This is a genomic window from Pantoea sp. S61 (assembly GCF_016625145.1).
Taxonomy (GTDB): domain Bacteria; phylum Pseudomonadota; class Gammaproteobacteria; order Enterobacterales; family Enterobacteriaceae; genus Pantoea; species Pantoea rwandensis_B.
Window position 1 is genome coordinate 147,282 of record NZ_JACVUO010000013.1, and the last position, 25,571, is coordinate 172,852.

Annotated in this window: 25 protein-coding genes and 2 pseudogenes; 14 read left to right on the forward strand and 13 right to left on the reverse strand. The window is 52.2% G+C overall.

Translation table 11 applies throughout. From position 1 onward, the window contains the following. The first annotated feature begins 81 nt into the window (after nucleotides 1-81). Together IAE30_RS21550 and IAE30_RS30120 are read left to right on the forward strand one after the other, a co-directional pair. A complete protein-coding gene (locus IAE30_RS21550; protein ID WP_200536923.1) occupies nucleotides 82-1,257 on the forward strand; it encodes an MFS transporter in 1,176 nt (391 codons plus the stop codon). Nucleotides 1,258-1,522: 265 nt separating this feature from the next. After that, nucleotides 1,523-2,131: pseudogene (locus IAE30_RS30120) on the forward strand (isochorismatase family cysteine hydrolase). 112 nt (nucleotides 2,132-2,243) lie between these two features. Here the strand turns inward: IAE30_RS30120 and IAE30_RS21565 are convergent. Together IAE30_RS21565 and IAE30_RS21570 are read right to left on the reverse strand one after the other, a co-directional pair. Then, nucleotides 2,244-2,801: a TetR/AcrR family transcriptional regulator gene (locus IAE30_RS21565; RefSeq protein ID WP_200536925.1), complete on the reverse strand. Its 558-nt coding sequence runs from the start codon at nucleotides 2,799-2,801 to the stop codon at nucleotides 2,244-2,246. Between the two features lie 269 nt (nucleotides 2,802-3,070). After that, nucleotides 3,071-3,673: a helix-turn-helix domain-containing protein gene (locus IAE30_RS21570; protein ID WP_200536926.1), complete on the reverse strand. Its 603-nt coding sequence runs from the start codon at nucleotides 3,671-3,673 to the stop codon at nucleotides 3,071-3,073. 44 nt (nucleotides 3,674-3,717) lie between these two features. Here IAE30_RS21570 and IAE30_RS21575 point away from each other — a divergent pair, with 44 nt between their 5' ends. Continuing rightward, nucleotides 3,718-4,413 carry a B3/4 domain-containing protein gene (locus tag IAE30_RS21575; protein ID WP_200536927.1) on the forward strand — a complete coding sequence of 232 codons (696 nt, stop codon included), beginning with the start codon at nucleotides 3,718-3,720 and terminating at the stop codon, nucleotides 4,411-4,413. A 101-nt stretch (nucleotides 4,414-4,514) separates the two neighbouring features. Next, a pseudogene (locus IAE30_RS21580) lies at nucleotides 4,515-4,937 on the forward strand (helix-turn-helix domain-containing protein); the annotation flags it as partial. Between the two features lie 225 nt (nucleotides 4,938-5,162). On the opposite strand, the gene IAE30_RS21585 reads toward IAE30_RS21580, so the two are convergent. After that, complete coding sequence (locus IAE30_RS21585; protein WP_200536929.1) at nucleotides 5,163-5,984, reverse strand: Cof-type HAD-IIB family hydrolase; 822 nt, start codon at nucleotides 5,982-5,984, stop codon at nucleotides 5,163-5,165. 137 nt (nucleotides 5,985-6,121) lie between these two features. After that, nucleotides 6,122-6,760, reverse strand: coding sequence for a TetR family transcriptional regulator (locus tag IAE30_RS21590; RefSeq protein ID WP_200536930.1), 639 nt, complete (start codon nucleotides 6,758-6,760; stop codon nucleotides 6,122-6,124). An 81-nt stretch (nucleotides 6,761-6,841) separates the two neighbouring features. Between IAE30_RS21590 and IAE30_RS21595 the strand changes: the two genes are divergently transcribed. Next, nucleotides 6,842-7,513 carry an O-methyltransferase gene (locus IAE30_RS21595; protein ID WP_045815506.1) on the forward strand — a complete coding sequence of 224 codons (672 nt, stop codon included), beginning with the start codon at nucleotides 6,842-6,844 and terminating at the stop codon, nucleotides 7,511-7,513. Nucleotides 7,514-7,545: 32 nt separating this feature from the next. Here IAE30_RS21595 and dksA read toward each other — a convergent pair whose 3' ends face one another. Beyond that, complete coding sequence (gene dksA, locus IAE30_RS21600; RefSeq protein WP_045815505.1) at nucleotides 7,546-7,965, reverse strand: RNA polymerase-binding protein DksA; 420 nt, start codon at nucleotides 7,963-7,965, stop codon at nucleotides 7,546-7,548. A 72-nt stretch (nucleotides 7,966-8,037) separates the two neighbouring features. Here dksA and IAE30_RS21605 point away from each other — a divergent pair, with 72 nt between their 5' ends. After that, entirely contained in the window at nucleotides 8,038-8,265 is a 228-nt protein-coding gene (locus tag IAE30_RS21605) for a hypothetical protein (RefSeq protein ID WP_200536931.1), read from the forward strand. A gap of 1 nt (nucleotide 8,266) precedes the next feature. Here IAE30_RS21605 and IAE30_RS21610 read toward each other — a convergent pair whose 3' ends face one another. The 4 genes from IAE30_RS21610 to IAE30_RS21625 all read right to left on the reverse strand — a co-directional run bounded on the left by IAE30_RS21610 (nucleotide 8,267) and on the right by IAE30_RS21625 (nucleotide 13,011). Further along, nucleotides 8,267-9,457, reverse strand: coding sequence for a GTP-binding protein (locus IAE30_RS21610; RefSeq protein WP_200536932.1), 1,191 nt, complete (start codon nucleotides 9,455-9,457; stop codon nucleotides 8,267-8,269). A gap of 157 nt (nucleotides 9,458-9,614) precedes the next feature. Continuing rightward, nucleotides 9,615-10,826, reverse strand: a complete 1,212-nt coding sequence (gene zigA / locus IAE30_RS21615) for a zinc metallochaperone GTPase ZigA (protein WP_200536933.1) — start codon at nucleotides 10,824-10,826, stop codon at nucleotides 9,615-9,617. A gap of 159 nt (nucleotides 10,827-10,985) precedes the next feature. After that, on the reverse strand, nucleotides 10,986-12,092 hold the full coding sequence (locus tag IAE30_RS21620) for an ABC transporter substrate-binding protein (RefSeq protein ID WP_200536934.1): 1,107 nt from the start codon (nucleotides 12,090-12,092) through the stop codon (nucleotides 10,986-10,988). Between the two features lie 163 nt (nucleotides 12,093-12,255). After that, nucleotides 12,256-13,011 carry an IclR family transcriptional regulator gene (locus IAE30_RS21625; protein WP_034822379.1) on the reverse strand — a complete coding sequence of 252 codons (756 nt, stop codon included), beginning with the start codon at nucleotides 13,009-13,011 and terminating at the stop codon, nucleotides 12,256-12,258. 381 nt (nucleotides 13,012-13,392) lie between these two features. Between IAE30_RS21625 and IAE30_RS21630 the strand changes: the two genes are divergently transcribed. From IAE30_RS21630 to IAE30_RS21655, 6 genes are all read left to right on the forward strand, one after another. After that, nucleotides 13,393-13,785 carry a RidA family protein gene (locus IAE30_RS21630; RefSeq protein ID WP_045815502.1) on the forward strand — a complete coding sequence of 131 codons (393 nt, stop codon included), beginning with the start codon at nucleotides 13,393-13,395 and terminating at the stop codon, nucleotides 13,783-13,785. A gap of 139 nt (nucleotides 13,786-13,924) precedes the next feature. After that, nucleotides 13,925-14,749, forward strand: coding sequence for a transporter substrate-binding domain-containing protein (locus IAE30_RS21635; protein WP_034822375.1), 825 nt, complete (start codon nucleotides 13,925-13,927; stop codon nucleotides 14,747-14,749). A gap of 50 nt (nucleotides 14,750-14,799) precedes the next feature. Next, nucleotides 14,800-15,537 carry an amino acid ABC transporter permease gene (locus tag IAE30_RS21640; RefSeq protein WP_045833600.1) on the forward strand — a complete coding sequence of 246 codons (738 nt, stop codon included), beginning with the start codon at nucleotides 14,800-14,802 and terminating at the stop codon, nucleotides 15,535-15,537. Further along, nucleotides 15,534-16,178 (forward strand): amino acid ABC transporter permease, encoded by a 645-nt coding sequence (locus tag IAE30_RS21645; protein WP_045815500.1) that lies wholly within the window; start codon nucleotides 15,534-15,536, stop codon nucleotides 16,176-16,178. The genes IAE30_RS21640 and IAE30_RS21645 overlap by 4 nt, the downstream gene beginning before the upstream one ends. After that, nucleotides 16,175-16,912 carry an amino acid ABC transporter ATP-binding protein gene (locus IAE30_RS21650; RefSeq protein ID WP_045815499.1) on the forward strand — a complete coding sequence of 246 codons (738 nt, stop codon included), beginning with the start codon at nucleotides 16,175-16,177 and terminating at the stop codon, nucleotides 16,910-16,912. Before IAE30_RS21645 ends, IAE30_RS21650 begins: the two co-directional genes overlap by 4 nt. Nucleotides 16,913-16,923: 11 nt before the next feature. Next, complete coding sequence (locus tag IAE30_RS21655; protein ID WP_200680987.1) at nucleotides 16,924-18,195, forward strand: alanine racemase; 1,272 nt, start codon at nucleotides 16,924-16,926, stop codon at nucleotides 18,193-18,195. Between the two features lie 122 nt (nucleotides 18,196-18,317). On the opposite strand, the gene IAE30_RS21660 is transcribed toward IAE30_RS21655, so the two are convergent. Together IAE30_RS21660 and IAE30_RS21665 are read right to left on the reverse strand one after the other, a co-directional pair. After that, nucleotides 18,318-19,013: an aspartate/glutamate racemase family protein gene (locus tag IAE30_RS21660; protein ID WP_200536936.1), complete on the reverse strand. Its 696-nt coding sequence runs from the start codon at nucleotides 19,011-19,013 to the stop codon at nucleotides 18,318-18,320. A 93-nt stretch (nucleotides 19,014-19,106) separates the two neighbouring features. Then, entirely contained in the window at nucleotides 19,107-21,164 is a 2,058-nt protein-coding gene (locus IAE30_RS21665; RefSeq protein ID WP_200680988.1) for an FUSC family protein, read from the reverse strand. Nucleotides 21,165-21,415: 251 nt separating this feature from the next. Between IAE30_RS21665 and IAE30_RS21670 the strand changes: the two genes are divergently transcribed. Then, nucleotides 21,416-22,363, forward strand: coding sequence for a sulfonate ABC transporter substrate-binding protein (locus IAE30_RS21670; protein WP_200680989.1), 948 nt, complete (start codon nucleotides 21,416-21,418; stop codon nucleotides 22,361-22,363). A gap of 33 nt (nucleotides 22,364-22,396) precedes the next feature. Here IAE30_RS21670 and IAE30_RS21675 read toward each other — a convergent pair whose 3' ends face one another. Beyond that, complete coding sequence (locus tag IAE30_RS21675) at nucleotides 22,397-23,356, reverse strand: zinc-binding alcohol dehydrogenase family protein (RefSeq protein WP_200680990.1); 960 nt, start codon at nucleotides 23,354-23,356, stop codon at nucleotides 22,397-22,399. Between the two features lie 108 nt (nucleotides 23,357-23,464). On the opposite strand from IAE30_RS21675, the gene IAE30_RS21680 reads away from it, so the two are divergent. Next, nucleotides 23,465-24,319: a LysR family transcriptional regulator gene (locus IAE30_RS21680; protein WP_200680991.1), complete on the forward strand. Its 855-nt coding sequence runs from the start codon at nucleotides 23,465-23,467 to the stop codon at nucleotides 24,317-24,319. A gap of 35 nt (nucleotides 24,320-24,354) precedes the next feature. On the opposite strand, the gene IAE30_RS21685 is transcribed toward IAE30_RS21680, so the two are convergent. Next, the gene (locus tag IAE30_RS21685; protein ID WP_200680992.1) at nucleotides 24,355-25,569 is read right to left on the reverse strand and encodes an acyl-CoA dehydrogenase family protein; all 1,215 of its coding nucleotides are present in this window, start codon (nucleotides 25,567-25,569) and stop codon (nucleotides 24,355-24,357) included. Nucleotides 25,570-25,571 lie beyond the last annotated feature (2 nt).

Genomic DNA, 25,571 nt, shown 5'->3' on the forward strand with positions numbered 1-25,571 from the left:
TTAATCATCTCAATTTATCTCTCTAATCATAATGATGCACGGGCAATAGACTAGGCCTCCTGTCACTTAATGGAGCAAACTATGCCTGTCCTCACCCCGCAACCAAGTTCATTCGCTGTGATCCGCATCGCTGTGATTATCGCTTTTATTCAATTCACGAATGCCCTTGAATACATGATGTTTAATCCGCTGTTTGCCTACATGGCGTCTCAATTTTCAGTACCTGTCACTTATGCAGGTTATGTCACCGGGACTTACACCCTGGGTTCAGTGCTATCCGGGTTATGTATTTGGAAATGGATTGACCGCGTTAACGCCAAACGTTTTTTACTGTGGAATATGGCGCTTTTAGGCGCTCTGACGGTGCTGATCACCTTCACGAGCGATTATACCCTGCTGCTGGTTCTACGATTTATGGCGGGGTTAGTGGGGGGAACAACCATGGGCGTAGGGATGAGTTTATTAATCAACCTCGCGCCAGCGGCCTTACGAGCACGGATGATTGCCACCGTCATTGCCGCATTCTCTGTGGTCAGCATTGCAGGGATGCCGACCATGCTGTTTTTGAGCACCCATTTCGGCTGGTATAGCGCACCGAGACTCATTGGCTTGCTGTGTCTGATAGGTTTGCTTCTTATTGCCGGGTTTATTCCTGAAGCTCCGCGCAAAATCTCCCCTAAATCATCGATAGCACTGACGCCAGAATGGTTGTTTTTCGCCAGCGGGAACGCCATTGCGCAATTCACCCCTATGCTCATCATTCCTGCTGTGGTGCCTTTATTGACCCAACACATGCAGGCTGTGAGCGCCTCTCTGCCAGTGTTGTTCTTCATCGGTGGCATCGCAGGGTTAATGGCGACAAAGCTCACCGGAAAACTATTGGCTCACTGGTCCAGCTACACCTTAGCCATTGTCTCAACGCTGATATTACTGGTCGGCATGCTGCTTCCCGTGACAGGTATGCATGCCAGCGCACTTTTCATGGGGCTGTTTCTGGGCGGGGCTTACGGTCGATTAGTGGTGGTGTCTTGTGTGACCGCGAGATTTCCAAATGAGGCCAGTCGGGCTGGTTTCCTGTCCCTGCAAACGGCGCTGATGTCATTGAGTACCACCCTCGCTTTTTATGTTTCGGCCATGACTTTTGAGATAGCCGCGCCACTACCGATCATATTCTGGGGACTGGTGGTTGGCAGCGCGTTCCTCTTGCCTGCGATGATCAAGCGTATGGAAAAGAGGTTAGCGAGGCGTGAAGCTTGATTTGATGCGTAATTGCACGTGGCTTGACTACCCGTTTGCATTTTACTTGACCACCGCCAACAAAAAATGGATGCCGATGTTGAGGGGGAATACATGGCATTGCGTGACCGTCTGCTGTGTGCCAACAGCGGACATCAAAAGCCTCGGTCCATCCTTACGCTAAATCCTTTTTGTTGCACCAAATAGATTATGATCATAATCTATTGTGACTTTCAAAACGCTGTTTAAGAGGTATTCAATGAGCAACCCAGTTTATGAACCTGAAATGACTGCCCTGCTTTGTATTGACCTTTACAACGATTTTCTGGCCGAAGGTGGCAAGCTTTATCCGTGGGTGAAGGACATTGCAGTTGAAAACAACATGCATGAAAACCTGCGCAGCCTCGTTGCAGCCGCACGTAAAGCCGGTATTACGGTTTACCACGTTCCACATCACCGCTGAGAGCCAGGTGATTACGAAGACTGGAAATATCCTTCGCCCTACCAACTAGGCGCAGGCGAACGCCAGGCGTTTGCCAAAGATACGTGGGGTGGCACCTTACATGATGATTTTAAGGTGCATGATGGCGACATTGTGGCGACTGAGCACTGGGGTTCCAGCGGTTTCCCGAACACTGATCTTGAGCACAAGCTGAAACGCTATGGTAAAGAAAAAATCATCTGCGTCGGGTTGCTGGCTAATACTTGTCTGGAGGCCACTGCGCGAATTGGTATGGAATTGGGCTTCCATGTCACGCTGGTTCGCGATGCAACATCGGCACGATCACATGAAGCGCTTCACGCTGCAATGGACATTGATGGTCCTACCTACGCTACTGAGGTTTTGACCACCAACGAACTCATCAGTGCAATCGAGAAATCGTCCCGCAGATAATCCTGCGGCTTAATCCACAGCGGGATGAGCTCATACCGCTGTGCAGGATAATAACAATATGTCTCGTCACGGTGACGGGAAAAATTTGACTGAAGCAAAGGTAGCCCCCGATTTAAAACATCTCCAGAACCGCGCTCCTCAGCTTTGCAGACAGCTCCACATCTCCTGATACCTCACTGAGATAATTAGCCCCAACCATTGCGGCAAACAACGCAAGCTTTTTACTGTCATCCGTTACTTCTCTGTCGCCCGAGTCACCGCTGACAAAGACTGACAGTAAAGCTCTTATCCCACGCGCGCAATCAGCAGTCAGCCCCGGATGTTCATGCTTCATCAAATCACCACCGAAAGCCATCATTGGACAGCGTGTACTTCCTTCCTTTGGCACGAAATAGTGCTCCGCAATTGTTCTCTGGAGGTTTTCCCCACGTCCGGCACCTAAAGTCTCCCATCCAAGGCAGGAATTTTTAAAGGCCAGTCGCGCAGCCTCTTCGGTAAGCGCTTCCTTGGAGTCAAAATGCTTATAAAACCCACCTATGGTCATACCGGCAGCTTTCATTACGTCAGAAACGCTTACATCGTTTACCCCACGGGCCCGAAAAAGCTCGCTGGCCTTTTCAACGATCAGAATGCGATTCTGTTCTGACTGTTCTTTCGATGAACGTCCCATTTCTAAACGCCTTTTAAATTATATTTGTAATATATTTTACCATGGTGCTATAACTTACAAAACACGAAATCAGTAAGTAAAAATCCATCGTCGGCTATTCGCTCGCAGCAGACCCTCAGCTCAGTTAGTTCGTCCACTTCTTGCCAATAGCGGACATCTTAACTCTTCGGACCTTTTATTTTATGGCCTACTTCCGTAACAAAAATAAGTAGCAAGCGGCAAACCTATTCCATTTAGATTAATAATTCCTGCTCTAAAAGTTTTTATATCTACTGGCGAATTTCTGCCACTGTCATAGTGAAGACCAGCAAAGCCTCCCCCAAATTTTTGTAATGGTGAGGCATATCCGTTTTGGCCACTGCTGAGCTGCCTGCGGTGACCTGTAATTCCGTGGTGTCTGTTGCAAGCCCTAACGTGCCACGCTCAACGTGAAGCAGTTCAAATGTCCCTGTCGGATGACCGACTGACTCAAAAACTTCCCCCGGCTGCATTTCCCATCGCCAGAGTTCAATCATATCGGGGCCGCTGGTTCCTGCCAGAAGCCTCGCAGACCCTCCCTTCTCACCCTTCCACAACACGGGGATGTTCTGGCTCTCAATCAGCCAGGAGTCAGGGGCGTGTGTTACGTTAACGATATCGGCTACAGAGACACCCAGTGCCGCAGCGATTTTACAAAGAATAGCAATGCTTGGATTAGCCTTTCCTTTCTCTACTTCAACAAGCATCCCTTTACTCACACCGGCTCGTCTGGAAAGCTCATCGAGCGAGATCTTCAGGTTTTTTCGATGATTTTTGATGCTGGCAGAGACAGCTTCATTAACGCACTCAATATCTGAACCTGTATCGGTCGTTATATTGACTTTATTGGTCATTGGTCACTATCATGAAATAAATTAGTCACTAGTGAGATTATGAGATGTTTTCAGTTATCCCGTCAATTGACGATTCAGTTGCCCAGATAGGTCCTGGATTCAGAGCCATAAGTATTGTGGCTGAAGCAGCGCCGCTGACACATCCGGAGGTTGCAGAGGAATTTCTTGAGCGTGCCTGTAAGGCTGTCGTTGCCGGAGAGATGCCATGGGCCGATGCGCATCTTGATGCATGGTCAGAAGCGTATAAGAAGTTTGGGGCAAAACCGAAGCGAACACCCTGCTCAGCAGAAGCACTTCGCAAACGCGTTATTCGTGACGGATTTATGGCTGGGATTGATCCTGTCGTAGATCTTTATAACGCAATAAGCATTCACTATGCGATACCCGTAGGCGGGGAGAACTTTGGGGCTTATGTCGGGCAACCCAGGCTCACGATTGCTGACGGCACCGAAACATTCGACACAATTAAAGATGGGATAGCTGCGGAGGAATGTCCTGAACCTGGTGAAGTCGTCTGGCGCGATGAAGCAGGCGTCACCTGCCGCCGCTGGAACTGGCGTCAGGGAGTGAGAACCCGATTGAGTGCTGAGGCTACCCAGATGTGGTTCATTCTGGAAAGCTTACCCGCAATGCCACTGGAAATGTTGTATGAAGCCGGTGATGAACTGATTCGCGGTCTGCAACTCATGATGCCAGGTACATCCATTAAGAAAGAGCTGATTGGTTTCGACATCGAGTAAACCGCGTCTGCTAAGGAATTCCAGGTTCTGTTAATTGCCAGGCATCATAAGCGTCATTCAGCCCGGAGTATTTTATTACAGGATGCCTTTACCTTTTACGGCTAGCCGGATTGTTTAGTGCTTAATACAAGGGAGCAAGCCAACGGACGATGGCTCTTTTACTAATGGAAATTCTCAGTGAGACCGAGTGTCTGTCAGCTGAGCTTCCTGTGCCGCAGGATGAACGTTTATCAAGAGCTGCAAGTGAGTTGTTGGTAAAACAACGCTGGGATGCCTCACTGAGCGATCTTGCGGATATCGCTACTATGTCAGTACGCACGTTTTCACGACTGTTTATGAAGGAAACGGGTTTTAGTTTCAGAAACTGGAAACTGAGAGCCAGAATTTGCGACTCACTGGATCTTCTCGCCAACGGAATGCCGATTAAAAAGATCGTCTGGCAGCTTGGCTTCTCATGCCCGTCAACATTTACTGCAACCTTTCGTACCGTTCAGGGTAAAAATCCCGGGGAGTTTATGAATTGAACCCCTAGAAGATGCAGTATCCCTAACAACATAATCTCTTCTTCACAACGTCTGCTGATCGCTCACAGCTACCTGTCAACCTGGCCGCATTTTGTTGGCGATGGTTAAGTAAAATGCAAACGGGTAGTCAAATGAATGCAAATACCCAAATTGATAAAGGTAGCGGCAGAATCGATCGCCCAGCTGAAAGTTCAGCTCAGGCTCGATAAACTCTGCCGCGAGGAATCAACCAAATGGCTCTTCGCGTGCCAGCAAGCGTGCAATCACGTTAAGCGCACCCTCGTCGTTGTTGCTATCGGTTTTGTAACGCGCAACGGCGGCCAAAGGTGCGGTTGCATTGGCCATCGAAAAGCTGTAGCACGCCTGGCGCAGCATTTCGAGGTCGTTGGCGCTATCGCCAATCGCCAGTACTTCGCAATCGTCGATGCCCCATTTTTCCTGCAGTAGCGCAATCCCATGTGCCTTATGGCAACCGGGAATGATCAAATCGACGAAACCAAAGCCACTCGAGACGGGATGCATAATGTTTTCAATCGCCCCCAGTTCCGCATGCAGGCGCTCCATCAAAGCATCCACCCCTTCGTGTGCCAAATTGAGTGAAAATTTGAAGATGGTGTCATCGATATCATACAAATTGTCGCGCTTCTCAAGGCGATGGTAGTGATTGGCTAACATCGCAATCACCTCTTCAGGCATTGAGGTGTGCACATAGGCACCATTACGACCACAGACGACCGTGCTAATGTCAGGCTCTTTCGCCAGAATATCCAAAATTTGGTGCACACGTTCCTGCGCTAATTCGCCGCAGAAGATCTCTTCATTGCTGTCTGAAACCCAGGCACCATTTTCCGCAACAAACGCGATTTCATCTTTGATTTCAGGAAAATAGCGTTGTAGCTGATAATACTGATTGCCACTGGCGACCACAAAACGAATGCCTTTCTCTTTCAACAACGCGTACTGGCGCGAAAAGCGCTGCGCGTTGTATTGCTTATTATCGTCGAGAAAAGTGCCATCCATATCCACCGCAATCATTTTCACTGCCATTTTGCTCTCCCGTATCTGCTCGCCGTGTTTTCCATCCGGCTTGAAAAGGTTTTCATAAAGCTTACTCGCGGTGTGGATTAATGAGAATGCGAATAATGAGATTGTTTACTGCTTTCAGAGATTTCCAGGCCCATGTTTTACTGCATATCCGCGCCTTTTTCCCTGATCCAGACACAGAACATATCAGCCATATCCCGTGCATAGTCCTCTATTTCAGCATCAGAGCGCGGAGTTTCCGAAAAATACTTACCCACATTCCCCAGCGTACTGTTGATCAAATCTGCGGCGCGCAAACGCTCTTTTTCATCCCATTGCGGGAGTAATTCAAATAAGAAGTCACTCATCACATTTTCCCCCGCTGCACGCGCGGCCGCCACTTCTGGCGCATCACGATACAGTGGCGCCGCGTCATTTAGCGCAGTGCGCATCGCCGCTTCTTCACATTCGGAGAGTAAGAATGCCCGCGTGAGTTGATGCAGACGCTGGCGAGCGGAGACGGTGCGATCGCGCAGAATCGAACCTAAGAGATCGCCGGTTCGCTGCCATTCCTCGCTTTGTAAGCGGAAAAGAATAGCCGCTTTATTGGGAAAGTATTGATACAGCGATCCAATACTCACACCGGCACGCTCTGCCACGCGTGCCGTGGTAAATCGCGTGGCGCCTTCCTGTTCCAAAACCTGAGTAGCGGCTTGCAAAATCGCCAAAACCAGCTCACTGGATCGCGCTTGTTGCGGCCTTTTTCTCTCTGAAATCTTAGTGTTACGACGTTCAGCCATCAGATACTCCTGAACACGAATAGTGAAATGCGAATGATTCATCGTATTCTGATCGCACAGTTTAATCCACGGGGAAACATCATGAATACTTTAACGTCTGCGCCTTTAGCGCCACTGCTTAACTATCTTTTTGAACTGGCCGACAACATGGCGCATCCGACCAACGAAGCTTTTCACGCCATGTCTGATGAAGAACAAAATCGCCTGATGCAGAGTAAAACCGATTATCTGGAACTTTATGGCCACCTGAAAAATGTACCGCTGGCGGTATCACGTGAGACCGGCAAACTGCTGTATATGCTGGCGCGCAGCAGCAGAGCACAATCTATCGTTGAGTTCGGCACGTCATTCGGCATTTCGACGCTGCATCTGGCCGCGGCGGTGCGCGATAACGGTGGCGGTCAAATCATTACCAGTGAATTCGAACCGGGCAAGGTTGCCTTAGCGCGTAATCATTTTGCTGATGCGGGCGTGAGTGATTTGATTGAGGTACGCGTTGGCGATGCACTGCTGACTTTAAGCGAAGCGATGCCAGCATCGGTGGATATGTTGGTGCTGGATGGTGCGAAAGCGATTTACCCAGAGATTTTGGCGTTGGTTGAGCCTTATCTGCGCCCTGGGGCACTGATCGTCGCCGATGACGCAGATTTCAGCCCGGAGTATCTGGCGCGCGTTCACAGCGGAAACGGCTATATGTCTTTGCCTTTCAATGATGGTGTGGAAGTGTCCATGTGGGTGGGACGTTCACAGTAATCAGCACCCAGAGCCTGCGCTCTGGGTGATTTTTATTTCCTATACTGCGCTTCAACCCGTTCCTGCTTGATCTTGGCATCAATGGAGAGTTCTGCGGTGGGGCGTAGCAGCAGACGAGCCAGACCAATGGGATCCCCCGTTTCACGGCAGTAGCCGTATTCGCCCTGATGGATGCGCTGCACTGCCGCATCAATTTTGGGTAGCAGCCGACTTTCACGATCGATCTGGCGAAACAACAAGCGCAGTTCTTCTTCGCGTATCGCTTTGTCCGCTTCATCTCCCTGCTGTTCACTGCGTTGCAGCTGCGTTTTCAGGTAGTCGATATGTTCGAGCAGTTCCTGACGCTCATGTCGCAATAAGCGCAAAAAGAAATCACTTTGGTGAGCATTCATATACTCTTCCGGCGGCATACTGAGAAGGTTTTGCTGCTCTCCTGCTGTGGGTTTGGTCATGTTGAAATTCCTTAACAGCCTTGTGTTAATGTTATATCGTCACATTTCAAATCATTCATTGAGGTTGCTGCGATGAAGACCACTGTTCCTCTGCTGCTGATTGCCATAGCATCGGCAAAAGCAGGTGCCTTTCAGGCAAAGATTGATACGTTAAAACTGGCGCAAAAACCGGATACCGCAGTGGCTAACGTCGATTTGACGCAGCCTCTTGCGACGGCAGAAGTGCATGCGGCGCTGTTAAAGCCCGTATCCGGCTGCCAGTGTCCGTTCTGTACGCAAATGCGTACGCTGGCAGGCTAACTCAGGCGGATACGCGCGCCACGCGCTGCGGCCAGGGATCGGCAAATTCACCGCCACTTTTCCACCATGCAATCTCCTCTTCATTGAGAAAGCAGCGTTTCAGGGCGACGGTGAAGGCTTTTACTTCATCCGGTTCACCGATCACCGTTAAACTGCATCGTCGATCGCCAAATCGCCCCGGCATTTTGGCTACCGCCTGTTCAACCGCCGCGCGCTCCTCTGCCGTTAACGGACTATCACGATGATTCAGAATGCCTGCTTTCCAGTAGCTGATAAATTCCAGATTGATGCTGCCCGTGGCCTGATTCCATAACAGCGCTAAATCATCGCGCGTCGGTAACCAGAAAAAGCCTTTACTGCGATAGATGCCCGCGCCCATAAAGTGGTGGCAGGTATCCCACAATCGCTGTGGATGAAACGGCCGATCGTCATGAATCACTTCTGAGACCATTTGCCATGCGGTGGGATCAATGGCATCCACCTCCTCCGCCAGTTCGTCAATCAGCCCCGCCACACGTTGGAAATCATATGGTGGCATCGCCAGTAATTCGCTCAGTGTCAAATTTCCCCATGGCACCGCCATCACCGCCACATAAGGATTCAAAGGATGAATCGCCTGAGCAATGCGGGAAATGCTGGAAGCAGGCAGCCGATCATTTTTGGTGAGCAGCAAATGGCTGCAAAACATGATTTGTTCTGCCAGTAGATTCTCGATACGCCGCTCATGGCGGGTCAGGTTGGCCTGTAAACGAGGAATCAGCGCCTCGCCTTGCTGGTAATCGTCATTCAGCATCACGCTGTCGACCAGCGATAAGAATCCGTTGAGTTGCACCCTGGCATGGTCGCGGAAATAACGCACCAGCGGCAATGGATGACTGCTGCCAGAGGTTTCCAGCAGGATCAGATCCGGACGATGTGCGTTGAGCATCAACGCAAGTGCGGCATCGAGTTTTTCGATACCCGTTCGGCTGCTGATGCTGTCGGCTGAGAGCGTGATGAAATTATGTTTACTGGCGTTGACGATTTCAGTGTTGGCAATCAGCACGCCATCGACGTCCAGTTCGCTCATATCATTGACGATGACGCAGACGGCGAGTTGCTGTTTATGCGCCTGAATCAATAAGCTTTTTAATAGCGTCGTTTTGCCTGCACCCAGAAAACCGTTGAGAATGGTGAGGGGGACTTTTTGCATTGTGACCTCTTGCTGCCGCCCGTTGCGGCCTGGGTTTGCCACCCATGGCGTCATGCCGTTCCGTTAAGCCATGCACTGCCAGAGTGGCAGTTGGGGAGCCGCGCGAATGACTGCGCCTCACTCAATCAGAAAGGTGTTGCCTGGCGTGCGTCTGTGATCAGTGAAACCAGGGATCAAACGGATCCGGATACCCGGCCCAGTTTTCCGGCCCCTGAGCCATCTCTTCATCAGTCAGCAGCGCATTTTCCAGTTGGTTGCGCAGACGGGCTTCATCCATTTCAATCCCGATAAACACGATTTCCTGACGCGCATCGCCGGTGCCCTCTACCCAGTTCTGCATGATATATTCCAGCGTTTCGGGATCTTCCGGCCAGCGTTCTTTTGGCGCACTGGCCCACCACATGCCCGCTAAGCCCTGACGCGTCACGCCACCGGCCTGTGACCAGGAACCGGCATAATGGGGACGACTGGCGAGCCAGAAGAAGCCTTTAGACCGGACTACGCCTTTGAGATCGCCTTCGATGACGCTGGCGAAGCGGGTGGGATGAAAAGGACGACGTGCGCGAAACACGAAGTTGCGAATACCGTACTCTTCGGTTTCCGGCGTATGTGAACCACGCAATTCCTGTAACCAACCTGGCGCTTGTGAGGCCGCATCAAAATCAAACAAACCGGTATTCAGCACTTCATTCAGCGCGACCTTGCCAAACTCAGAGGTTACCACGCGTGCGCGCGGATTGAGGGAGTGCAGTATCGCCAGCAAACGGGCTTTTTCCGCTTCATCAATCAGGTCAGTTTTGTTCAAAATCAGCACGTCACAGAACTCAATTTGATCCACCAGCAAATCGACTACCGTACGTTCATCTTCTTCACCCAGCGATTCACCGCGGGATTTAATGCTTTCGTTGGATTCGTAATCGCGCAGGAAATTAAAGCCGTCCACGACGGTCACCATGGTGTCGAGCGCAGCGACTTCTGACAGGCTCTGACCGTCTTCATCGGCAAAGGTAAAGGTCTCCGCCACCGGAAGCGGTTCGGAAATCCCGGTGGATTCGATCACCAGGTTATCGAAACGGCCATCTTTTGCGAGGCGATCGACCTCCAGCAGCAAATCTTCACGCAGCGTGCAGCAGATGCAGCCGTTACTCATCTCCACCAGTTTCTCATCGGTACGAGAAAGCTCAGCCCCACCCTCTCGGACTAAGGCGGCGTCGATATTCACTTCCGACATATCGTTCACGATGACGGCGACGCGGCGACCTTCGCGGTTGTTAAGAATATGGTTAAGCAGCGTGGTTTTACCTGCGCCGAGAAAGCCGGACAGGACAGTAACCGGCAGCTTTCTAAAATTCGGGGATAGTGATGACATTGCGACTCCTTCAACATGGCCAGTGCAGGTGCGGTGACATGCCACACCCAACGTTATAATTGATATGTTATAACATAACAATTGCGATTGTCATGATGTCAGAGAAAGATTGTTGAGAAGGCATAAAAAAGCGGGCCTTTCTCGGCCCGCTCAATCACATTACTGATTGTTGGGGTAGCTCAGATCAATCGGTTCATCTGGCAATTTTGTGAATTTTTTCACAATAGTATGGAAATCTGCGGTGGGTTTCAGATCGGCAAACTGCTGTGGATAGAGATCCTTTGCCAGAATTTCCATGCCAATGATGTTGTACGGGTGGTTGTAGAAATGATGGTACACGCCATACACACGCCCCTTTTTCACCGGTTCAATTTGTGCCAAACCCGTACGCTGAAGCAGGGTCTGGAACGTGGCGTTGATCTCTTTTGGCTGCACGCCGTAACCAAATGGCAGCACATTCGTGTTCGGACGTTTAGAGCCAGACATGATGTAAACATCAGGCTTCATAGCGATGATTTTTTCCAGCGCAACGAACCCGGCATTGCCCGGCAGCAATTCCGAACCAATATTCTTGCCACCAACGGCTTCGACCAATCCGCCCCAACCGTTATGGCTGTGGGTAAAGCAGCAGTTATCGCTGTTACCGGCAATCGGTTCAATGAACACGGTCGGTTTGTTCTTCACTTCAGCAACGCCTTTGGTAAGGCGATCAAACTTTTGCTGGTAGAAGTCGGTATAGGCTTTTGCTTCGCTTTCGCGGTTCAACACTTTACCCAGCAGCGTCACGCTCGGTGCGGTGTTTTGTGCCGGGTGCAGTTCATAATCCACAAACACCACGGGAATATGCAGATTATTCAGCGTATTCAACACACCTGATTGTTCCAATGCCGGTTTTGCACGCAGCTGGGCAATCATCATGTCGGGCTTTTGCGCCAGCACGCTTTCTAAATTGACCTGTCCCTGATCGCTGAAGCCCATATCGACAATTTTGGTCGCTTCCGGCCATTTGCCTTTCAGCAGATCCCAGGTTTGGGTGTCCTGTTTTTTCGGCAGGTTATTCCACGCCACCACGCGCTTGAACGGGTCATCACGATCCAGCAACGCCAGCGTCAAAATATCGCGGCCATCCTGCAGGATGATGTGTTGTGGTTCTTTATTGATGGTTTGCGTGTGACCGTCCATGTCGGTGACGGTTAACGGATAAGTGGTAGCCGAAGCTGCCGTGGAAGCCAGTAATCCCATTGCCAGTAGCAGGCGCGTTTTCATCCTAAAACTCCGTGGTAAAAAGAATAGTTATTATTATCAATTACCTTAACACAACCTTAAGGGCCGAAAAATAAACATCAGGACAATGGGTTGTAACGGATTGAGTCAAAAGGATGGGGTTGGGTTTGCGTAGGGTGCGCATTGATGCGCACCTGGATAGGTATTATGTAAAATCTGACAGCTTCTGCCCGGAGGTAATCAACTCCTGCAACAGCATCTGCCGACGCTCTTGCGATGTATCACGGCTCACCATAAAGCAGATCGCCGCCACCGCCTGGCCGCTGCGTGAACGAATCGGTGCCGCCATACAGCAGGTAAAGCTTTCGGAGAGACCTTCCGTCATGCAATAGCCCAGCTTACCGGCATGATGGATTTCATCGAGAAACGCCTGCTTATCGAGAATCTGCCCGCTGGCGAGACGGTAATCTTCTTCTGGAATCAAATCGAGGATCGCGCTGTCAGACCAGTTGCTGAGCAGCAAGCGGCCAGTCGCAGTCCAGGTGATGGGCACGCGTACGCCGATATCTGAGGTGATTTTGAAGGGGTGCGCGTTGCTGCTCTCGGACAGCACCACGGTGTATTTGTTGCCTTCCAACATGCAAAGCTGCACGGTTTCGCCGTGGCGCGCCACAATCTCCACCATCAACTGATGGGCACGACGGATGAGGTCATTGTGCGCCATGTAATCTGCACCGTAATAGTGCATTTCGCGACCGAAAAACACCGCACCATCTGCATCTAATTCCACCAGCCCGGCTTCACTGAGCAGGCTGACCAACTCATAAACGCTGGATCGGGGTGCGCCAGTGGCATCGATCAAATCGCGCATCGCCATCGGCTGACGGGCAATATGCAACTGACGGAAAATATCAATAACCCGGTCAACACCGCGCGCCCGTGACGGTTTTTCATCCGGCATACGCTCACTCCCCTGTTGCATTGGTGCGATTGGAATACATGAAAAAAGAAAAGCATCATACACCCCAACGCAACAATTACCCATCCCCGTAAAAATAAAAATTAATCACTGACGTTATATTATGGCGATCTATTTTGGGGCCTCATTTTGGCGCAATCGTTTTTTGCTGACATTTGAAATGTTCGACAAAGGTCACATTATTATTAAACGAACACTCTCCAGGATATTTATTTTGCGATCCCGACTACATCACAAAAAATTAAATAACCGATCACATATTGCAAAAGCAAATTCACTGTGCAAATCTTGCCCTATCCGGTATTGCAGATTCAAGTCTGATATACCGGACAGACTAACAACTCCAGAAATGAGGCAATTTGCATGACGATAAAACGTTATGGCATTGAAGGCGGAACAGGCACCGGCGGGCAAAAATTGCCTTTTGCCCGTGCGGTAGAAGCTGATGGCTGGCTGTACATCTCAGGCCAGACGCCGATGCGCGACGGTGAGGTAATGGAAGGCGGTATCATTGAACAGACCCGGTTAGCATTCGATAACTGCCTGACCATCATGCGCGAGGCAGGTTATCGCGTGGAAGATGTGGTACACGTCACAGCCGTGCTGACCGACGCACGCTACTTCAGTTCCTTTAATAAAGTATTCAGTGAGATATTCAGTGGAAATCCACCGGCGCGTATTTGCAGCGTGCAGGATTTAGTGGTCGACTGCAAAGTGGAAGTGGATATGAAATGCTTCCGCGCCGATCGTAAATAATTATTACGGTTAAAACAGGCTGACGAATTTTTATTTTCTTCGCCCACACCAGGACAGCCTGTTATTAATTGATGCTTTTCATTTTGCTGTGAAATATCGGTGTTACGCCGACTCATAACCATTTTATAGAGAGCATAAAATGAACACAACATCGCTTAAATTCGGCGCGGCTGCGCTGGCGTTACTGGTTTTAGCTGGCTGCACACCCACCGAAGAAAAAAAAGAGGCTGGCGCGGCACCGCAATCGGCCCTGCAGAACGTGTTGCAACGCGGCACGCTGCGTGTCGGTGACTGCCTGAGCTTTGCCCCCTTTGGTTTTTATGACAAAGATGGCAACCCGGATGGTTATGACGTTGATTTGGCAAAAGCACTGGCCAAGGAGATGGGCGTGAAACTGGAGATGGTGAATACCACCAGCGCCAACCGTATTCCTAACCTGCAAACCAATAAAGTCGATGTCGTGTTCTGTAACTTCACACGTAATCTGGAACGTGCCAAAGAGATCGGCTTCACCAACCCGTATGTGGTCGCCAGTGAGGCAATGCTGGTGCGCAAGAACAGCGGCATTCAATCAGCCCATGATATGGCGGGCAAAACCATCGCCACGGTGAAGGGTTCAACCAATGGGGATGAAGTCCGCAACCTCGGTATTGATGTGAAAATTCAGGAATACGATTCATCGCAAGCCGCGATCCTCGCCGTGAAGCAGGGCCAGGCCGATGCAATGATCGAAGATAACAACTTCCTTGCTTACCAGGCCAAGCTGGACCCCACGCTGACCGTCACCAACGAGGCGCTGGTCCCGCTGGAATATAACGCCTTTGGTGTGAAACAGGGTGATCAGGTCTGGACCAACTATCTGAATGAATTCCTGTTTGAGATTAATGCATCGGGTGAAAACGCCCAGCTTTATCAGAAATGGTTCGGTAGCAAGCCACGTTACCCACTGAATCCGCAATATTGATTGATGTACGGCGCGGCAGTTGATGCCGCGCCGTTCGAAGGAGTCAAACCATGAGTTATCAATGGCTAACCCTCTGGCGCTATGCCGACACCTTTCTTGAGGCCGCATGGCTGACACTACAGGTGACATTGCTGGCCTTCGTGCTGGCGGTGGCATTGGGTTTATTGTCGGCATTAGCGAAATCATCGCCTGTTGCTCCCCTGCGCTGGATCAGTCACTGCTACGTCGAATTTATTCGCAACACGCCGGTGCTGCTGCAAATTTTTATCATCTTCTTTGGCCTGCCCTCGCTGGGCATCACCATGAGCGCCTTTACCGCCGGTGTGCTGGCGCTGGGCATTAACGTTGGCGCTTACTTGTCTGAAACCTTTCGTGCCGGGATTCAATCGGTGCCTAAAGGTCAGCTCGAAGCCGCTTATATTCTCGGCATCCCACGTCGGCAAATCTTTCTCAGCGTGGTGCTGCCGCAGGCGGCACGCGCCGTATGGCCGGCGATCATCAACAACCTGATTCAGCTGCTGCTCGGTACTTCGCTGCTTTCTGCGATTGCCCTGCCAGAACTGACCGGCACCGCCACGGTGATCAACGCCCGCACTCTGCTGTATATCCAGACCTTTAGCGTGGTCGCGCTGGTCTATCTGGTGCTGAGCAATCTGTTCTCCTGGCTGGGCACGGTGGCAGGACGGCGCATGTTCCACCCGCCGCTGGTAACCCCGGTAAAAAAGTCCGCCTGGTGGTGGGCAAAAAAATGGCTGACTAATCCAGTGAAACAGGAGAATGCGCTATGAGCGAGCTTATCATCAGCTCTTTCCCCATCCTGCTGAAAGGACTGGGTATCACGCTGTTGCTGTCCATCGCCGCCATTATCGGCAGCACGTTGCTGGGCTTACTGGCGGCAGTGTTGCGCACCAGCCGATTGCCGGTCGCCAAACAGATCGCCGTACTCTATACCGAGCTGTTTCGCGGTACGCCGGTGCTGATCACGCTGATGTTCATCTACTTCGGCGTGGCCTACTTCGGTTATGAGATCAACCTGTTTGCCGCCGGGATCCTCGGTTTGAGCATCTATCAAGGTGCCTATATCGCCGAAGTGTTCCGCGCCGGGATTGAAGCGGTACCGAAAGGCCAGTGGGAAGTGTCGTGGATTCTCGGGCTTTCCAAACGTCAAACCTTCATGAGCGTGGTATTGCCCCAAACCCGTGGCATCGTGTTGCCGCCGCTGGCCGGTCAGTATCTTTCGCTGATTAAAGACACCTCGATCGTCAGCATGATCGGCATGTCCGAACTGATGCATCAGGGCCAGGCGATTGTCGATCGCATCGGCCAACCGGTGGTGATTTACGGCCTGGTTGCCCTGCTCTACTTCGCCATTTGCTTCCCGCTTTCTCGTTGGGTTCAACATCATCAAACCAGGAGCCAGATATCATGAGCCAATCCGCGATTACGCTGAGCCGCATTACTAAATCCTTTGGCTCCACTCAGGTGCTGAAAGAGATTAGTCTGGATGTTTCACCCGGCGAAGTGCTGGTGTTGATTGGTGCGTCCGGTTCAGGAAAAAGCACCGTGCTGCGCATCATGAGCGGCTTAGAAACCGCTGATGGCGGCGAAATATGGGTCAACAAAGTGCCATTGCACGACCGCAAGCGCAGCAGCGAAATTTGTGGCCATGTCGGCATGGTGTTCCAGCAGTTCAACCTGTTCCCGCACAAAACCGCGCTGGGTAACGTCACGCTGGCGCTGATTAAAGCGCAAAAACTGTCTGAAGCGGAAGCGAACAAACGCGGCATGGCGGCACTGACTCGTGTTGGGCTGGCGGAGCGCGCGCATCACTATCCGGCACAGCTTTCCGGTGGTCAGCAGCAGCGCGTCGCCATTGCGCGCGCGTTAGCGGTGGAACCGAAAATTATGTTCTTCGATGAAGCCACCTCCGCGCTAGACCCAGAGCTGGTTGGCGAGGTGATGGAAGTGATGCGCAGCCTGGCGCGTGAAGGCATGACCATGGTGGTGGTGACGCACGAAATGGGCTTTGCTCGTAAAACGGCAGATCGCGTGGTGTTTATGGATCAGGGCGTTATCGCCGAACAGGGTTCACCTGAGCAGATCTTCGTGCACCCCCAAAACCCGCGCACTCAGCAATTCTTATCGCGCGTGCTTGAGCATTAACAGGAGCCACTATGTCGATTCATTTTCCACTGAAGGCGGACGGGTTGCTGGATGCCCAACAACCTGCACCCCGTTTTAAATCGGTGGCAGGTGCAGGTCATCAGCCATTAACGCCTGGCAGCAATGTGTTTACTACTGATGAAGTGTTCTCCCCGTTGATGGTGATGAAGCAATCAGCGCTGCAGAACAACCTCCACCAGCTCGCCACGTTTTGCCAGGAAAACGGCATCATGCTGGCAGCACATGGAAAAACCTCTATGTCGCCCGCGATCTTGCGCCGCGCTATCACAGAGGGTGGCGCGTGGGGATTGGGTGCTGCCACGCCGGCACAGGTCCGCGCGCTGCGTCAGTTTGGCATCCGCAATGTGTTTCTCGCCAATGAGTTGGTCGATCCGGCGGGCATTCGCTGGATTGGTCAATGGCAGCAGCAGCATCCTGACCACGGTTTCCTCTGCTATGTGGATTCACTGCAGGGCGTAAAATTGCTGGAGCAGCATCTCGGTGATACACAGATTTCCGTGCTGCTGGAAATGTCGGTGAGCGGCGGCCGCACCGGCTGCCGTTCGCAGCAGGAAGCGCTAAAAATTGCCGCAGCGATTAAAGCCAGTACTTCACTGCATCTGGTGGGCGTGGCCGGTTATGAAGGCGCGCTGGGTGCGGGTCGTGATGAAGCCGGTATTCAACGCGTGAAAGCATATTGTAAGATGATGATCAGCACCGCCGCACTGCTGGCAGGTCAGCAACTCTTCAGCAGCGATCACATCATCCTCAGCGCTGGCGGTGGCGCCTGGTTTGATGTGGTGACCGAGTGTTTTACTGCCGCGACATTACCGCTGCCGATGACACCCTTGATTCGATCCGGTGCCTATATGGCGCATGACAGCGGCTTGTATGCGCGCATTGCACCCTTCGCGCAACCGGGTTCGAGCCATCACTTCGATGCAGCACTGGAGATTTGGGGGCGGGTATTGTCTCGTCCTGAGCCAGGATTGGCTTTTGTCGATTTTGGCCGACGTGATGTGCCGTTCGACCAGGATCTGCCCAATCCATTGTGGATTCGCAACGCAGATGGCAGTGAACCGCGCGCGGCAACCCATCTGCGTATCAGTGACGTCAACGATCAACATGCGTATCTGCTGCTGCCCGATGATGAAACGTTGCAGCCGGGTCATTGGGTAGGATGCGGTATCTCTCATCCCTGCACCGCTTTTGATAAATGGCGCTATCTGCCACTGGTGGACGACGATTATTGCGTCACAGATTCACTGGAAACAGCATTCTGACCACAAAAAAGGCTGCCAACGTATTGGCAGCCCGTTCTGGCACATCCCTGTACGACCATGTGGGGTCAGACGTTGTGCCTTCAATGAACAGATAATAACACACAAAATAATTAGCAGGATAATTATTTTGTTGCCAGAGCCAGTTTCACCGCATCCTCGGCATGAATTAACGTGGTATCAAACAGCGGCACGCTGGCATCTTCGGGCTTCACCAGCAGGGTAATTTCGGTGCAACCCAAAATGATCGCTTCGGCGCCCTGCGCAACCAGCTCAGCAATCACCTCACGATAACGCGCTCGCGACGACTCACGAATAATGCCAAGGCACAACTCCTGATAGATGATGTCATGCACCGTCTTCCGGCCCGACGCATCCGGTACCAGCACATCAATGCCAGATTGCGCCAGGCGGCCTTTGTAGAATTCCTGCTCCATGGTGAATGCCGTCGCCAGTAAGCCCACGCGCTTCACGCCCGCTGATTGAATACGCTGAGCAGTCGCATCGGCGATATGGAGCAGCGGAATATCCACGGCACCGGTAATCTGGTCAGCGACTTTGTGCATGGTGTTAGTGCAGAGCACAATAAAGTCCGCCCCGCCCTTTTCCAGACTGCGCGCGGCTTCTGCCAGAATCTCGCCGGCCCGCTGCCATTCTCCCGCCACTTGCAGCTTCTCAATTTCCTGAAAGTCGACGCTGTACATCAGGCTACGCGCCGAGTGCAATCCGCCAAGTTGCTGCTTCACCTGTTCATTGATGATGCGATAGTAGAGCGCCGTCGATTCCCAACTCATCCCACCGATCAAACCGATCATTTTCATCTGCGATTTTCCTTTATCAAGCCTGTCCAGCACTGTACGGGATTTGTCAGTCTGGCGCATGCCCCCAGCTCAAATACAGGGCTTGCGGCACACTTATGCGCGATCAACCTCAAGTGGCGCGTTTTCCGGCCAGCGCGCTGAGGGAAACAGCGATAAGCGGATATTGAACAGATGGAACATCGGCGTAAACAACGCCTGTTCCTGTAAAGTCCGCGCCTCTAAACCCAACAGCAGGCGATTAAGTTCATGCAACAACGCCGGATGGGGCTGTGTCTGCAGGGATTTCAGCCTGCGTTTGAGGAACACTCTCAGCTCATGGAACATCGCCGCACTCTCAATGCCATTCTCGGTCAGCAGCGCCTTGTGCCGCGTGTAATAGTCGTAACAGTTGGCGCCAAGCCAGGCTTCGGCAATCAGATTGCCGCCGGAAACCAGATCGGGTGAGGGATCGACGCGCTTACGTGGCAGGATAATGTTGACCTTATCCAGCGTACGCGCCACAAATTGCTGGCGCGCCGTCATCGTTACCGTGTTGAGGCGCAGCGCAGCGATAAACTGCAGCAAATCGCGGATCCCTTTACGCACCGCGCGTTTCGCCGTCCACGATGGACGCTTGTTGCGAATAAGCAACGTCAGCACCAGGGCGATGACAATACCCACCAGCGTTGAAATCATTGCGTTCACTATAAGCAGAAGATCGGGTTTGAAATGATGACTCATGCCAATCAGACCCGGAATCTGCGTGGCGACGATCAGGCCAATCAAATTGGTTGCCGGGTTGGCAATCACCAATCCCAGCGCAAATAATCCGGGCGCGAGGCAGATGATCATCGCTTCAAACGTTACCGCTTGTGGTATCAACACGGTGACGTAAAGCAGACTGATCGCCATTGAGATCAATACGCCCTTCAGGAATAGCTTCATTGGCGCGATGGGACTATCCAGCCCGGCAAAGAAGGAGCAGAGTACCGCCGCCATCATCGGCGCTGTCGAGCCATCTTTCCAGCCGCTGCCGATCCAGAACAAGCAGGTGGCGAAGGTGGCAAGAAACGCAGTGAAGCAGGAGAGCAGCAGCAAACCTTTATCGACATGCTTATGCGCACGCACGGTTTTTCCCGGCTTGACGGTCGGTGTCCACTCACTCACGCGTTCGCTGACGCTGTGATAGGCATTTGCGATACGCACGAAGTTAAGCAGACGTTCCAGCAATCCAATCAACAAAATACTCTCTTCACTGTTGAGTCGACCTTCCTGCCAGGCCTGTTTCAACTGCGCCTGTGCAACAGTGAGGACATCGTGCACCTGAACCTGATCATCGCCATTTAGCCATAACAAAAACTGCTGGAACGCCTCAGACACATAGACTGGAAAGCGGATTTCCTGCTGCGCCAGCAAATTGAGACGTGATTCAATTGCCGTTAGGGTCGGGATCAAATAGGAGAGGTGTTGATACTGCACGCTGACCAACCGCACCAGACGTCGCGCGGCATCGCCTTCATATACACAGTGTGTAATCAGGGTTTCGACGTTGAGAGGATAGTTCGCCATCTGAACCAGAATATCTTCTCGTTCTACCGATTTATCAGCTGGCATCACCGTAACTAACTCGCTGCACAGCTTACGGGCATTTTGGTACCACAGGCTGACACTCTGTTCCAGCAAGTTGCGCATCGAGACCGGCATGATTAAGCGGTGCACCAGGCTGCTGCAGATAATCGCCACGGTGATCTCTTCAATACGCGATATCACCGTGTAGGTGATGGCCGAAGGGGATGTCACATCGGGGAATCCCATGATCGCCGCGCTGTAACCCGCCAGCATAAACACATAGCTTTTCGGCGTGCGATCATGCAATGAAAGGTAAAGGCACACGGCAACCCATAGCGAGATACACAGGCTGAACAGCATCGGTGACTCTACCGTAGTGGGATAGATCAGCAGCGTAAACAGCCCACCCAGCAAGGTGCCGAAAAAGCGAAACACCGATTTCGATACGGTCGAACCCGAATAGAGTTGGGAGGCAACGTACACTGTAGTCAGTGACCAGGCCGGTTTATCGAGATTGAGTTCCAGAGCAATGTAAAAAGCCAGAAAGGCGGCAAGACAAGTTTTGGCAGAAAACAGCACTGCGCTTTGTGAAAACCACTTCATAGAGCGAAAGAAACCCATAGCAGGCAACGTAAGTGCCTATCCTGACAGAAGCCTATCGATATGACATTTTGATTTGTTATACAAATTATTAGCGTGCTAATTATCTGGGCATCTATGCAAATCAAGATGACATACTGATTACAGTGAATGATCTTGATCACAAAAATTCGGTTATAAGCGATCGAAATTCGTTATTTATTGGTTATATAAGTGCTTTGTTATGGTGAGATAAAAACCACCAAGGACTGATTATGCCAACTAAAATTCCTGCGCTAAGCATCCTGGCGCTTAGCGTCGGCCTGCTCTCTGCGCACGCCTTTGCCGCTAAACCAGAAACCGTGACCATCGGCTATCAGAAAGCCAATATCTTTGCGCTGCTGAAGTATCGCGGCACGCTGGATGAAACCTTCAAGAAGGAAGGCATCAATGTCCGCTGGGTCGAGTTTCCGGCCGGGCCGCAGATGCTGGAAGGGTTAAACGTGGGCAGCATCGATTTAGCGGCCACCGGCGATGCCCCACCCGCTTTCGCGCAGGCTGCCAAAGCTGATTTGATTTACCTCGGTCACTCCCCTGCTAACCCCAAAACCGAAGCCATCGTGGTACCTAAAGATTCACCGATCAAAAGTGTCGCAGATTTGAAAGGGAAGCGCGTTGGGCTGAACAAGGGTTCTGACGTGAACTATCTGCTGGTAAAAGCACTGGAAGATGCCGGATTAAATTATAAGGATGTGAAGCCCGTCTATCTGCCACCCGCCGATGCCCGCGCGGCATTCCAGAAAGGTGCGATTGATGCTTGGGTAATTTGGGACCCCTACCTTGCAGAAGTGGAAGCCAATGCCGATGCGCGTGAAATCCGTAATGCGGAAGGTTTAGTGCCGCATTACACCTTCTATCTTGCCAGCCGCCCGTTTGCGGAAGGCCATCCTGACACCGCGAAACAGGTGGTGGAGGAACTGGGTAAGTTGAGTGATTGGGCGAATGCCAACCAGGATGAAGCCGCGGCGATATTGTCGAAATCGACCGGGTTAGATAAAACGATTTGGCAGACCACGTTGAAGCGCCTGCCGTATGGTGCCACGCGCATGACACCGCAGGTATTTGATGAACAGCAGGCGTTAGCCGATACGTTTACCCGCGTTGGATTGCTGCCGGTTAAAGTGGATGTGCGCAGCGCGACCTGGTCACTGGATAAGCAGTGACCAGGTAGTGTGCGGCCTTACGGCCGCACACTGTTAAACAGTGATAAACACTCTGCCCAAACGCCCACGCGTTTCTGCTCGTTGATGAGCTTCAACCACCTGTTCCAGCGGGAAAGTACTATCAATAGGCACGATCAGTTCGCCTTTCGCCGCCATCACCATTAGTTCATTCACCAAATCGCGGGCAATCTGTTTTTCGCCCCATTCTGGCCCCAGTAAGCATCCGATCAACGTAATACGGTGCAGCAGCAGATATTCCGCATCGACCATCTGATTACGTCCAGCGAGAATGCCGATCAGAATCGCCGCCCCGCCATCTTTTAATACTTCAATGCCATCTGACAATGCTTCACCGCCAATGGTATCGATCAGCAAATCCACTTTATTGCCGCCCAGCAATTCACGCACCTGTTCGCCAGCCTGCTTGTCACCGACCACAATCGCGTCATTGAGGCCAAACTCACGTAACTTTTCCAGTGATTCTGGCCGCGTACCGGTTCCGATCACCCGGACACCCATGCGGGATGCCAGTTGGACGGCAGCCATGCCCACTCCACCCGCCGCGCCGAGAATGAGTACGGTTTGGCCTGGCTGCAGCTTTCCTAAATGAAACGCCCATGCTGCGGTGCCTGGCCCAACCGGAATGGCAGCAGCAATCCGCGCATCCAGGCCTTCAGGAACAGGGAAACAGTTATATGCAGCGACAGCGCGACGTTCTGCATAAGCACCTCGCCAGTTGAACGTTGCCACTTTCTGGCCAATCTTAAATCCCGTCACGTTGGAACCCATATCAAGAATGGTGCCCGCTGCCGCATAGCCCAAAGACTCACCCGCTTGTAAGTGCTGGCTGTTGCGAGAAATGATATCGCCGCCCTCAACACTGATGGCTTCCACCGCCACCAAAAGCTCATCCTGCGTGATCAGAGGTTCGGGGACATCCACCAGTTGCAAAACCTCTGGACCACCTGGTTGTGGGTAAGTTACTGCTTTCATCTCTGCTCTCCACACTGCTGAACACGAATAATGACCGGTAGATAAAGCGTAGCGAAGCTGATGATATGTTGGTAGGCTGCATTCACATGTATCAGACATAACCCCATCATGATATCGGACAATTTTGAACCCGCGCTGCTTCGTACTTTCGTTGCCGTTTGTCATCACCGCAGCCTGACACGCGCCGCCGAGCAGGCCGGACGAGCCCAATCCGCACTCAGTGCACAGATTCGTCGACTAGAGGAACATACGGGCCAGCGTTTGCTGCGTCGTACAGGACGAGGCGTCGTCCCCACCAAAGAGGGAGAAGTGCTGCTCAGTTTTGCGGTGCGAATTCTTGCGTTGGGGGAAATGGCGGTCGCGCAACTGAGTGAAAGTACGCCCGCCGGCACGCTTCGCATCGGGATGTCCGAAGATGTGGCATCGAGTTTGCTCCCCCTTGCACTCGGCAGGCTGAGAAGATTGTGTCCGGGCCTGCACATCGAGCTTTCCATTGAGAGCGATCACATTCTCGCCAGACGCTGGCAGGAGAGCGCGTTTGATATGGTCTTGGGTTTGACCGCCGGATTCAGCGAAGACCCGTTAACCAGTTGGGAGATCGACCTGCATTGGGTGTGCGGAATTGACTATCCCTGGGATAGCGCGCTGACGGTCGATGCTATTGTTTGCGGTGAACCTTGTTCATGGCGACGCTTGATGTTTGATGCGCTGATTGAAGCAGGCAAGGAGTTTAGGATCGCGGTAACCAGCTCCAACCTGGGCGCGATCATCCCCGCTGTTGAAGGCGGATTGGGTGTGGCCATGCTGCCAGCGGAGCTCATTCGTCATGACAGTATGCGTCTGGTGAATGTCGCGCAGGCTCCGGTGAAAGTGACATATGGTTTGTTTGTCACGCGGCGGCCGAACTCCAATGTCACCACGGCGCTGAATGTGATTCAGGACAGTTTAAAAACGCTGTATTAGAAGTGGGCGGCTCAAGCCGCCCGGCTTGAAATGTTTTACCCTTCCCCGCGCCCAATTTGCCAAATCCCCGTCGGCGGCGTGCCGTTAACCTTCCAGCCGCCGATATCACGTGCTTTATAAATCACAGGATTGTGTGACGAGACGGTACGTGCATTACGCCAGTGGCGGTCTAGCGCTTTGCTGATACGCGTATCCGACGCGCCAAGCGCGTTAAACAGCTCGGTGGCGGCACGCGGAACCAGTTCACTGGCGATGACTTGTGCCTGCCCTGCTTCGGCTTCCGCTAATGCGTTGACCTCAACCCGTCTCGCTTCATCGTTGCTCACATGGGCTTCATAGGCTGATTGCAGTGAATGTGCTGCGCGGATTACTGTGGCTTCGACCGCAAACGCCAGGCTGGTGATCTCACCGATCACCTGGAGTACCTGCACATCCTCGCGTGAAGTCGAACCATTGCTGTGACTATAAATACGATTTCGTGCAGCCACCGCTTTCGCGCCGTCACGTGCCACCGCCCGCCCAATACCGGCCAACGTAGCCAACAGCACATGTTGATAGAATGCCGTTTGATAGCGGAAACGCGTGGCGAAATCGAAGACGTGTTCCTGCTCGACGAGCGCATTTTCAAAACGTGTGGTGCCGCTGCCGGTTAAGCGTTGGCCAAAACCATCCCAATCATCATCACGCGTTACACCAGGTTGGTGAGTGCTTACCAGAGCGATGACATCGCCCTGATTGTCGTTGCGTCGTGCATACACATCAATCCAGTCGGCGAACAATGTGCCCGTGCTGTAAAACTTCTCACCGCTGAGCGTCCAGCCATTTGCGACGGGCGTGACACGGGTTATCACATCGCCGAGTTTCACGGTGCCAATTTCAGTCCAGCCGCTGCCCACCAGCTCGCCGTCGATAAAACGGCGGAACCAGCGATCGCGTTCAGCGCTGGTGGGCTGGTTCAGGCGGTCTTCGACAAATGCGAAGTGCGCACGTAATGCCTGCGGCAGATTGGAATCCGCTTCCGCCAGTTCGGTGAGCAATTGGAACAGCTGTGGCAGCGATGCGCCCCACCCGCCCTGCTCTTTCGGGATGCGTACCGTACCGAAGCCCGCCTCTTTTAACCAGGTTATTGCTTCATGGGGCAACGTGCGGCTGCGTTCGCGCTCTACCGCGCCTTCAGCAATGCGATCAAACAGTGGACGGAAATGCGCAGCCAGCGCAGCGTAATCGGTGCCTGTAGAAAGTTGGCTCATAA

Bases quoted from the DNA above. Each gene is read 5' to 3' on its own strand.
- IAE30_RS21550 (WP_200536923.1), top strand. From the start codon at position 82: ATGCCTGTCCTCACCCCGCAACCAAGTTCATTCGCTGTGATCCGCATC.
- IAE30_RS21565 (WP_200536925.1), bottom strand. From the start codon at position 2,801: ATGGGACGTTCATCGAAAGAACAGTCAGAACAGAATCGCATTCTGATC.
- IAE30_RS21570 (WP_200536926.1), bottom strand. From the start codon at position 3,673: ATGACCAATAAAGTCAATATAACGACCGATACAGGTTCAGATATTGAG.
- IAE30_RS21575 (WP_200536927.1), top strand. From the start codon at position 3,718: ATGTTTTCAGTTATCCCGTCAATTGACGATTCAGTTGCCCAGATAGGT.
- IAE30_RS21585 (WP_200536929.1), bottom strand. From the start codon at position 5,984: ATGGCAGTGAAAATGATTGCGGTGGATATGGATGGCACTTTTCTCGAC.
- IAE30_RS21590 (WP_200536930.1), bottom strand. From the start codon at position 6,760: ATGGCTGAACGTCGTAACACTAAGATTTCAGAGAGAAAAAGGCCGCAA.
- IAE30_RS21595 (WP_045815506.1), top strand. From the start codon at position 6,842: ATGAATACTTTAACGTCTGCGCCTTTAGCGCCACTGCTTAACTATCTT.
- dksA (WP_045815505.1), bottom strand. From the start codon at position 7,965: ATGACCAAACCCACAGCAGGAGAGCAGCAAAACCTTCTCAGTATGCCG.
- IAE30_RS21605 (WP_200536931.1), top strand. From the start codon at position 8,038: ATGAAGACCACTGTTCCTCTGCTGCTGATTGCCATAGCATCGGCAAAA.
- IAE30_RS21610 (WP_200536932.1), bottom strand. From the start codon at position 9,457: ATGCAAAAAGTCCCCCTCACCATTCTCAACGGTTTTCTGGGTGCAGGC.
- zigA (WP_200536933.1), bottom strand. From the start codon at position 10,826: ATGTCATCACTATCCCCGAATTTTAGAAAGCTGCCGGTTACTGTCCTG.
- IAE30_RS21620 (WP_200536934.1), bottom strand. From the start codon at position 12,092: ATGAAAACGCGCCTGCTACTGGCAATGGGATTACTGGCTTCCACGGCA.
- IAE30_RS21625 (WP_034822379.1), bottom strand. From the start codon at position 13,011: ATGCCGGATGAAAAACCGTCACGGGCGCGCGGTGTTGACCGGGTTATT.
- IAE30_RS21630 (WP_045815502.1), top strand. From the start codon at position 13,393: ATGACGATAAAACGTTATGGCATTGAAGGCGGAACAGGCACCGGCGGG.
- IAE30_RS21635 (WP_034822375.1), top strand. From the start codon at position 13,925: ATGAACACAACATCGCTTAAATTCGGCGCGGCTGCGCTGGCGTTACTG.
- IAE30_RS21640 (WP_045833600.1), top strand. From the start codon at position 14,800: ATGAGTTATCAATGGCTAACCCTCTGGCGCTATGCCGACACCTTTCTT.
- IAE30_RS21645 (WP_045815500.1), top strand. From the start codon at position 15,534: ATGAGCGAGCTTATCATCAGCTCTTTCCCCATCCTGCTGAAAGGACTG.
- IAE30_RS21650 (WP_045815499.1), top strand. From the start codon at position 16,175: ATGAGCCAATCCGCGATTACGCTGAGCCGCATTACTAAATCCTTTGGC.
- IAE30_RS21655 (WP_200680987.1), top strand. From the start codon at position 16,924: ATGTCGATTCATTTTCCACTGAAGGCGGACGGGTTGCTGGATGCCCAA.
- IAE30_RS21660 (WP_200536936.1), bottom strand. From the start codon at position 19,013: ATGAAAATGATCGGTTTGATCGGTGGGATGAGTTGGGAATCGACGGCG.
- IAE30_RS21665 (WP_200680988.1), bottom strand. From the start codon at position 21,164: ATGAAGTGGTTTTCACAAAGCGCAGTGCTGTTTTCTGCCAAAACTTGT.
- IAE30_RS21670 (WP_200680989.1), top strand. From the start codon at position 21,416: ATGCCAACTAAAATTCCTGCGCTAAGCATCCTGGCGCTTAGCGTCGGC.
- IAE30_RS21675 (WP_200680990.1), bottom strand. From the start codon at position 23,356: ATGAAAGCAGTAACTTACCCACAACCAGGTGGTCCAGAGGTTTTGCAA.
- IAE30_RS21680 (WP_200680991.1), top strand. From the start codon at position 23,465: ATGATATCGGACAATTTTGAACCCGCGCTGCTTCGTACTTTCGTTGCC.
- IAE30_RS21685 (WP_200680992.1), bottom strand. From the start codon at position 25,569: ATGAGCCAACTTTCTACAGGCACCGATTACGCTGCGCTGGCTGCGCAT.